9 protein-coding genes are annotated in these 7,888 nt (G+C 72.1%); 6 read left to right on the forward strand and 3 right to left on the reverse strand.

Annotation, left to right across the window (positions count from 1 at the left end; genetic code table 11):
* Window positions 1–174, forward strand: a 174-nt coding sequence (locus VFN12_RS01275) for a hypothetical protein (RefSeq protein WP_325116738.1), incomplete at its 5' end; no start/stop codon positions are given.
* On the opposite strand, the gene VFN12_RS01280 is transcribed toward VFN12_RS01275, so the two are convergent.
* The gene (locus VFN12_RS01280) at window positions 146–637 is read right to left on the reverse strand and encodes a MarR family winged helix-turn-helix transcriptional regulator (protein ID WP_325116730.1); all 492 of its coding nucleotides are present in this window, start codon (window positions 635–637) and stop codon (window positions 146–148) included. The genes VFN12_RS01275 and VFN12_RS01280 overlap by 29 nt on opposite strands.
* Before the next feature lie 42 nt (window positions 638–679).
* On the opposite strand from VFN12_RS01280, the gene VFN12_RS01285 reads away from it, so the two are divergent.
* The 3 genes from VFN12_RS01285 to VFN12_RS01295 are packed head-to-tail and all read left to right on the forward strand — an operon-like array spanning window position 680 to window position 5,068.
* A complete protein-coding gene (locus tag VFN12_RS01285) occupies window positions 680–2,776 on the forward strand; it encodes an MMPL family transporter (RefSeq protein WP_325116731.1) in 2,097 nt (698 codons plus the stop codon).
* A gap of 4 nt (window positions 2,777–2,780) precedes the next feature.
* Window positions 2,781–4,772 (forward strand): thioredoxin domain-containing protein, encoded by a 1,992-nt coding sequence (locus tag VFN12_RS01290; RefSeq protein WP_325116732.1) that lies wholly within the window; start codon window positions 2,781–2,783, stop codon window positions 4,770–4,772.
* A complete protein-coding gene (locus VFN12_RS01295; protein WP_325116734.1) occupies window positions 4,769–5,068 on the forward strand; it encodes a LapA family protein in 300 nt (99 codons plus the stop codon). Before VFN12_RS01290 ends, VFN12_RS01295 begins: the two co-directional genes overlap by 4 nt.
* A gap of 12 nt (window positions 5,069–5,080) precedes the next feature.
* On the opposite strand, the gene VFN12_RS01300 is transcribed toward VFN12_RS01295, so the two are convergent.
* Both VFN12_RS01300 and trhA read right to left on the reverse strand, forming a co-directional pair.
* Window positions 5,081–5,503 (reverse strand): PGPGW domain-containing protein, encoded by a 423-nt coding sequence (locus VFN12_RS01300; protein ID WP_325116735.1) that lies wholly within the window; start codon window positions 5,501–5,503, stop codon window positions 5,081–5,083.
* Window positions 5,504–5,513: 10 nt separating this feature from the next.
* Window positions 5,514–6,233, reverse strand: coding sequence for a PAQR family membrane homeostasis protein TrhA (gene trhA, locus VFN12_RS01305; RefSeq protein ID WP_325116736.1), 720 nt, complete (start codon window positions 6,231–6,233; stop codon window positions 5,514–5,516).
* 127 nt (window positions 6,234–6,360) lie between these two features.
* Between trhA and VFN12_RS01310 the strand changes: the two genes are divergently transcribed.
* Together VFN12_RS01310 and VFN12_RS01315 are read left to right on the forward strand one after the other, a co-directional pair.
* Complete coding sequence (locus VFN12_RS01310) at window positions 6,361–7,107, forward strand: isoprenyl transferase (protein ID WP_325116739.1); 747 nt, start codon at window positions 6,361–6,363, stop codon at window positions 7,105–7,107.
* Between the two features lie 143 nt (window positions 7,108–7,250).
* Window positions 7,251–7,888, forward strand: a 638-nt coding sequence (locus tag VFN12_RS01315) for a PIN domain-containing protein (RefSeq protein WP_325116737.1), incomplete at its 3' end; no start/stop codon positions are given.

Here is a 7,888-nt window from a genome sequence, read left to right on the forward strand (position 1 = left end):
CCCTCGACCAGCGGGGGGCTCTACCGGCAGGGCGACGGCATCGCCCTGGAGCCCCAGCTCTTCCCCGACTCGCCCCACCATCCGGAGTGGCCCTCGGCCGTGCTCGAGCCCGGCGATCGCTACCGCGCCACGATCGAGTACCAGGTCAGGCCAGGAGCCGGCGTAGGGCCGTGATGGCCCCCCGGAGGTAGGTCTCGACCACCTGGCGCTGCTGGTCGTCGAGACCGGAGTCGAGCTCGTGCAGGGCGGTGAACATCGGGGTGAGGTGGCCGATGATCTCGGCCGCCCCGGACTCCGTGATGGTCACGTGGGTACGCCGCCGGTCCGACTCGTGGGGGACGCGCACCACGTGACCGCGTGCGGTCAGGCGGTCGACGATCCCCGACGACGCGGCGGTGCTGACCCCGAGGCGGCGGGCCAGGTCCGCGGGACCCATCGGCCCCTCGAAGAGCAGCTCCAGGGTCTGCAGCTCGGTGTGGCTGAGGGAGGCCCGACGGGCCACGGTCGGGCCGACGCGACCGGCCACGTCCAGCAGCTCGCGCAGCGCCAGCAGGGTGCTCGTCTGCAGCGCCTCGCTCGGAAGACCGGCATGCTCCTCGGCCGAGCGCGGCGACGACGATGCGCTAGAATCATTCACCAACTTAGCAATCTTGTGAGAAACCTTGTGAGGTAATTCTAGATGAGTGCCGATGCTCGTGGGCTCACCCCGGCGCGCGCCGTTGCCGCCGTCCTGCTCGGGCTCCTCGGCGCCGGCGTGCTGATCGGCGTCCTGGGCGAGGCGGAACTGACGCCCGGGGTCACCGACACCGCGCCCGTGGGCGCCGACAGCACCCGGGTGCTGGAGCTCCAGTCGAAGTTCACCGACGGCGGCGAGCAGGCCGCGGTGGTGCTCTATGCCACCGAGACCGGGACGCTGTCGCCGGCCGATGTCGCCAGTCTCGAACGTGGCTTCGGCGAGGCCACCGGGAGTCCCGCACCGCTCCGGTTGAGTGACGACGGTACGGCGGCGATCGGGGTGACCACCGTGCCCGGGACCGGCTCGGCGGCGATCTCGGACGGGGTTGCCGAGCTCCGCACCGAGGTCGCCCGAGACCTGCCGGAGGGCGTGAGTGCGCAGGTCACCGGTCCGGCCGCGATCCAGGCCGACCTGTCGGCGGTCTTCGACGGAGCCGACACCCGCCTGCTGCTGGTGACCGCGTGCGTGGTCGCGGTCCTGCTGATCCTCACCTACCGCAGCCCCATCCTGTGGGTGATCCCGCTCGCGGTGGTCGGGCTCGCCGACCGGCTGGCCGCCGTCCTGGCGACCCAGACGCTCGCCGCGGTCGACATCCCGTGGGACGAGTCGACGGTGGGCATCCTCTCGGTGCTGGTGTTCGGCGCCGGAACCGACTACGCGCTGTTGCTGATCTCGCGCTACCGGGACGAGCTGCGCCTCCACGAGGACCGCTACGCCGCGATGCGCAGGGCCTGGCGGCGGACCGCCGAGGCGGTGCTCTCCAGCGCCTCGACCGTCGTGGTCGGCGTCCTCACGCTGCTGCTCTGCTCGTTCCCGACGACGCGCGGTCTGGGTGTGGCCAGCGCGGTGGGCATCGTGGTGGCCGCAGCCGGAGCCCTGCTCCTCCTGCCCGCGGCGCTGGTGCTCTGTGGCCGATGGGTGTTCTGGCCGGTCGTGCCACGCGTGGGGCAGCAGACGCTGGTGGAGTCGAACTCCTTCTGGGGACGGGTCGGCCGCGTCGTCGGGCGGGTGCCGGGCCGGCTGGTCGCCGGTTCGGTGCTGCTGCTGGCGGTGATGGCGGCCGGGCTGACCCAGGTGGAGACGGGACTCTCCACCTCCGAGCAGTTCCTCGACGAGCCGGAGGCGATCGCGGCGGCCGACCGGCTCGCGGAGAGCTACCCGGCCGGTGCGTCCGAGCCCACGGTGGTCGTCACCGCCGAGGATCCCGACCAGGTGGCCGAGACCGTCGCGGCGGTCCCGCGCGCGGCACCCGGACCGGCGGTGGCGGGGACCGACGGCTGGAGCCGGCTGACCGTCGTCCTCGACGCGGTGCCCGGCAGCGCTGCCGCGGAGCAGGCGGTGCTCGACCTGCGTTCCGCGCTCGGCGGGTACGACGAGACCTACGTCGGCGGCGCCGAGGCGGAGGCGATCGACGAGGCGGATGCAGCCGCCCGCGACCGCAGGGTGGTGATCCCCCTGGTGCTGCTGCTCGTCCTGGTCGTCCTGATGCTGCTCCTGCGGTCGGTGGTCGCGCCGCTGATCCTGGTCGCCACCGTCGTGGGGACCTACCTCGCCGCTCTCGGGGTCTCCTGGTGGGTGTTCACCGGGCTGCTGGGCTTCGAGGCGATCGACGTCGGGATGCCGCTGCTCGCGTTCCTGTTCCTGGTCGCTCTCGGCGTCGACTACAACATCTTCCTGGTCACCCGGGCAGCCGAGGAGTCGCCCGGCAGCGGAACCCGGGACGGGATGCTCCGTGCACTCACGGCGACCGGCGGGGTGATCACCAGCGCCGGGATCCTGCTGGCGGCGGTGTTCGCGGTGCTCGGCGTGCTCCCCCTGGTGGTGCTGGCGCAGCTCGGCGTGGTGATCGGGATCGGTGTCCTGCTCGACACGCTGCTGGTGCGGACGGTGCTCGTGCCGGCCATCGCGGTCGGCCTGGGGGAGTGGTTCTGGTGGCCCCGGAAGTTCGGTCCGCGAACACCGCGGCGTGAAGGCGCCACCCGGTCTGCGTCACACTCGGGTGGTCGGGAGGTGTCCGGAGCCCTTCCGGGACAGGAGTGATGGCATGGCGAACCGCCTGGCGGGCGCGACCAGTCCCTACCTGCTCCAGCACGCCGACAACCCCGTCGACTGGTGGGAGTGGGGGGAGGACGCCTTCGCGGAGGCGCGCCGGCGCGACGTCCCGGTGCTCCTGAGCGTCGGGTACGCCGCGTGCCACTGGTGCCACGTGATGGCCCACGAGTCGTTCGAGGACCAGGCGACCGCGGACTACCTCAACCAGCGGTTCGTCAGCGTCAAGGTCGACCGTGAGGAACGACCCGACGTGGACGCGGTGTACATGACCGCCACCACCGCGATGACCGGGCACGCCGGGTGGCCGATGACCTGCGTGCTCGACCACGACGGCAACCCGTTCTTCGCCGGTACCTACTTCCCCGACCAGCCCCGGCAGGGTCAGCCGGCCTTCCGGCAGGTGCTGGAGGCACTCGCCGAGGCCTGGCAGCACCGGCGCGACGACATCGACCGGGTGACCGGCGACCTGCGCGAGCACCTGCGGCGCACGGCGACCCTGCCCTCCGGCAGCCTCGACCGCGACGTCCTCGACGCGGCCGTCGCGCACATCGAGCAGGACTACGACGCCGAGCGCGGCGGCTTCGGGGGCGCCCCGAAGTTCCCGCCGTCGATGGTGCTCGAGTTCCTGCTCCGCCACGGCACCGACCGGGCCGGGCTGATGGCGGCCTGGACGCTGGAGGCGATGGCCCGCGGCGGCATCCACGACCAGCTCGCTGGCGGCTTCGCCCGCTACAGCGTCGATGCCGACTGGATGGTGCCCCACTTCGAGAAGATGCTCTACGACAACGCCCAGCTCCTGCGGGTCTACGCCGAGTGGGCCGGCGTGGGTGACAGCGACATCGGGGTCTGGGCGGCCGAGGGCATCGCCGACTTCCTCCTCGGTGAGCTCCGGACGCCCGAGGGCGGCTTCGCCTCCGCCCTCGACGCCGACTCCGAGGGTGCCGAGGGGACGTTCTACGTGTGGACCCCCCAGCAGCTCGTCGACGTGCTCGGCCCGGACGACGGTCCGTGGACGGCCCGTCTGCTGTGGGTGACCGAGACCGGCACGTTCGAGCACGGTGCGTCCACCCTCCAGCTGCGCGAGGACCCCGAGGACCTCGAGCGGTGGTTCGACTGCCGGCGCCGGCTGCGCGAGGCGCGCGAGCAACGAGAGCGGCCGGCCCGGGACGACAAGGTGGTCGCGGCGTGGAACGGCCTGGCCATCAGCGGCCTCTGCGTCGCGGGCACCGTCCTCGGGATCCCCGCCTACGTCGACGCCGCCGTCGCGGCCGGTGAGCTGCTGCTGCGTACCCATCTCGTCGACGGTCGGCTCCGCCGGGTCTCGCGGGACGGCGTCGCGGGCTCCCCGGCCGGCGTGCTGGACGACTACGGGTGCGTGGCGGCCGGCTTGCTCGACCTCGTCCAGGCCACCGGCCAGTCCCGGTGGCTCGCCCCGGCGGGCGAGCTGCTCGACGTCGCCCTCGATCACTTCCGGGCCGACGACGGCGGCTTCTACGACACCGCGGACGACGCCGAGGCCCTGGTGGCCCGGCCCCGGGACCCCTCCGACAACGCCAGCCCGTCGGGGCTGTCCGCCATGGTCCACGCGCTGGCGTCGTACTCCGCCCTCACCGGTTCCGGACGGCACCGTCAGGCCGCGGAGGAGGCGCTGGCCACGACCCGTGTCCTCGCCGATCGTGCTCCCCGGTTCGCGGGCTGGTCGCTCGCCGCCGCCGAGGCCATGCTCGACGGGCCGCTCGAGATCGCGGTGGTGGGCCCGTCCGGGCCCGAGCGCCGCGCCCTCGAGGACCGGGCGCGCCGGATGCTCGGGTCGGTGGTCGTCGTCAGCGACGGGCCGCGCGACGACATCCCGCTCCTGAGCGGGCGGACCGCGGTGGACGGCCGTCCGGCGGCGTACGTGTGCCGCGGACTGGTGTGCGAGCGCCCGGTGACGGACCCCGCTGACCTAGGCTGGAGGAGCGCCGACGAGGGGGATCCCAGATGACCGACCAGGAACAGACCAAGCCGTCCACCCCCGCGGGGGGCACCGATCCGCTGCGCGGCTCCCGCACGAGCACCACCTGGGTGGCTGTGATCGGGCTGGTCGTGTTGCTTCTCCTGCTGGTGATCTTCATCGGCCAGAACACCCAGGACGTCCAGGTCGCCTTCTTCGGCTGGTCGGGCCAGGCCCCGCTGGCCGTCGCGCTCCTGATCGCCGCCACCAGCGGCATGATCGTGGCTGTCATCGCTGGTGCCCTGCGGATCCTGCAGCTGCGGCGCCGGGTCCGTCGCGAGCGCTGATCGGGTGGTGCGCTAGCGGGGGGACCGGTAGTGGCGGTAGGCGTAGAGGACTCCTGCGCCGGCCGCCAGTCCCGAGACGACCAGGGTGACTCCGGTCGCCCAGCCCCCGAGCAGCCACCAGCGCTCCGCGAACGGCCACCACTCCGGGGCAGGGGGTCGCACGGCCCAGATGACGCCGGTGCCGATGAGCCAGAGCACGCCGAGGAGCGACAACAGGATGCGGGGCCAGGTCTCCACCCCGTCGGCGGCGGCCTTGAGGGCGCGTTCCTTGACCGGCTCCACCCGCCGCTCGGCCCACGTGTACTGCTGGGAGAGCAGGGCGAGGCCGGCGAACAGGGCGAGCAGGCCGGGCCCGGGGAGCACCAGTGCGGCGATGCCGCCGATCACGAGAGCCCAGCCGAGCAACTCCAGGACGACCCGCCTGACCGCGCGCATCAGGAGGTGGTCAGCGCAGGGAGTACGTCGCCAGGGACACGCCCACGTAGTGGCTCACGAAGGCGAGGATCGTGAACGTGTGGAACACCTCGTGGAAGCCGAACCACCTCGGCCAGGGGTTGGGTCGCTGGAACCCGTAGACCACGCCGCCGAGGGTGTAGAAGATGCCGCCGGCGGCGACGAGCACGAGCGCGGCGACGCCGGTGCCCATCCCGATCCGGGACACACCGTCCGCGAACTGTGGGAGGAAGAACACCGCGGCCCAGCCCAGGGCGAAGTAGATCGGGACGTGCAGCCAACGCGGAGCGTCGGTCCAGAAGATGCGGAACAGCACGCCGAGGACGGCCCCGGTCCACACGGTCGCCAGCAGCACGACCTGGTCCTTGCCGTCGAGGAAGATGAGCGTGAACGGGGTGTAGGACCCGGCGATCAGGATGAAGATGTTGGAGTGGTCGAACCTGCGCAGCAGAGTCCAGGTGCGGGGCGACCAGGTGCCGCGGTGGTAGATCGCGGAGACGGTGAACAGGATCAGCGCCGAGGCCACGAAGACGCTCGAGCCGATCCGGGTCGTCTCGGTGGGGGAGAGCGCGATCAGCACGATCCCGGCGGCGACCGTCAGCGGGACGATCCCCAGGTGCAGCCAGCCCCGGAGCTTCGGCTTCACGTCGTGGAGCGTCTCGGTGACGTTCTCGACGACATGGTCCAGGCCGGAGCGGATGGCGTTGTTCATTGCGCTAGAACCTACCCGAGTACGGGTCACGGGAAACCTCGACGCGGCGCACGTCACCCGATCACGGGCCCCTGAGCACGGCAGTAGCATCGGAGGCGTGACGGACTGGAAGAGCGGGATCAGACGCATGCTCTACCCCGCTTACGAGTCACGCATGGTCAAGGCCCTGCCGGCCGACCAGATCCCCCAGCACGTCGGCGTCATGCTCGACGGCAACCGGCGCTGGGCGAAGGCCGTCGGCGCCGACACCGCACACGGCTACCAGGCCGGCGCGGCCAACATCGAACCGCTCCTCGACTGGTGCGAGGAGGTGGGCGTCAAGGTCGTGACGCTGTGGCTGCTCTCCACCGACAACCTCAACCGGCCGCCCGAGCAGCTCGCCGGCCTGCTGTCGATCATCGAGGGGGCGGTGGCCACGCTCGCCGAGGCCGGGCGCTGGCGGCTGCACCCCGTGGGGGCGCTCGACCTGCTCCCGGCGTCCACCGCGGCGAAGCTCAAGGCCGCCGAGGACGCCACCCAGGACGCCCCGGGGCTGCTGGTCAACGTCGCCGTCGGGTACGGCGGCCGACGTGAGATCGCCGACGCCGTGAGGGCCCTCCTCCACGAGCAGGCCAGCAAGGGGATGACTCTGGAGGAGCTCGCCGAGGTGATCGACGTCGAGCACATCGCCGAGCACCTCTACACCAAGGGCCAGCCCGATCCCGACCTCGTGATCCGCACCTCCGGGGAGCAGCGGCTCGGCGGGTTCCTGCTGTGGCAGAGCGCGCACAGTGAGTTCTACTTCTGCGAGGCGTACTGGCCCGACTTCCGTCGCGTCGACTTCCTGCGTGCCATCCGGGCCTACGCCCAGCGGGAGCGCCGGTTCGGATCCTGAGGCGGCGCGAGCGGCTGCCGTGAACCCGTCACCCGCCCGTCACCCTCCGTTCGGGCGTGTCGTGGCAGGTAGGGGGCCGTGGCGGCGTACTTTCCGTCGTAACGACGAGTGGGGAAGCTCGTCGGAACGGGAGGTGTCACATCGTGCCGTCCACGGCGAAGAAGTCGAAGGCCACCAGCGCCGCCACACCGTCTGCCCGCACGTTCGTGCTCGACACGAGCGTCCTGCTGGCCGACCCCGGTGCGCTCAGGCGGTTCCACGAGCACGAGGTGGTGCTGCCCGTCGTGGTCATCACCGAGCTCGAGGGCAAACGGCACCATCCGGAGCTGGGGTTCTTCGCGCGTTCCGCGCTGCGGATGCTGGACGAGCTGCGGATCACCCACGGCCGCCTCGACGAGCCGGTGCCGGTGGGCGAGGAGGGCGGGACGATCCGGGTCGAGCTCAACCACACCGACGCCGAGTCGCTGCCGTCCGGCTTCCGGCTCGGCGACAACGACACCCGGATCCTCGCGGTCGCGCGGAACCTCGCCAACGAGGGGCGCGCGGTCACCCTGGTCTCCAAGGACCTGCCGCTGCGGATCAAGGCGTCCGCGGTCGGCCTCGACGCCGAGGAGTACCGCGCCGAGGCGATCAGCGACTCCGACTCCGGCTACACCGGGATGGCCGAGCTCGACGTCGCCGCCGCCGACCTCGACGAGCTGTACGACGACGGCTCCCTCGACCTCGAGTCCGCCCGCGAGCTGCCGTGCCACACCGGCCTGGTGCTGCTCTCGGACCGCGG

Origin of the sequence: Nocardioides sp., assembly GCF_035703625.1 — a bacterium.
Lineage (GTDB): Bacteria > Actinomycetota > Actinomycetes > Propionibacteriales > Nocardioidaceae > Nocardioides.

What these genes read in the sequence shown, in the direction of transcription:
- VFN12_RS01285 (WP_325116731.1), top strand. Translation starts at nt 680, where the DNA reads ATGAGTGCCGATGCTCGTGGGCTCACCCCGGCGCGCGCCGTTGCCGCC.
- VFN12_RS01290 (WP_325116732.1), top strand. Translation starts at nt 2,781, where the DNA reads ATGGCGAACCGCCTGGCGGGCGCGACCAGTCCCTACCTGCTCCAGCAC.
- VFN12_RS01295 (WP_325116734.1), top strand. Translation starts at nt 4,769, where the DNA reads ATGACCGACCAGGAACAGACCAAGCCGTCCACCCCCGCGGGGGGCACC.
- VFN12_RS01300 (WP_325116735.1), bottom strand. Translation starts at nt 5,503, where the DNA reads ATGCGCGCGGTCAGGCGGGTCGTCCTGGAGTTGCTCGGCTGGGCTCTC.
- trhA (WP_325116736.1), bottom strand. Translation starts at nt 6,233, where the DNA reads ATGAACAACGCCATCCGCTCCGGCCTGGACCATGTCGTCGAGAACGTC.
- VFN12_RS01310 (WP_325116739.1), top strand. Translation starts at nt 6,361, where the DNA reads ATGCTCTACCCCGCTTACGAGTCACGCATGGTCAAGGCCCTGCCGGCC.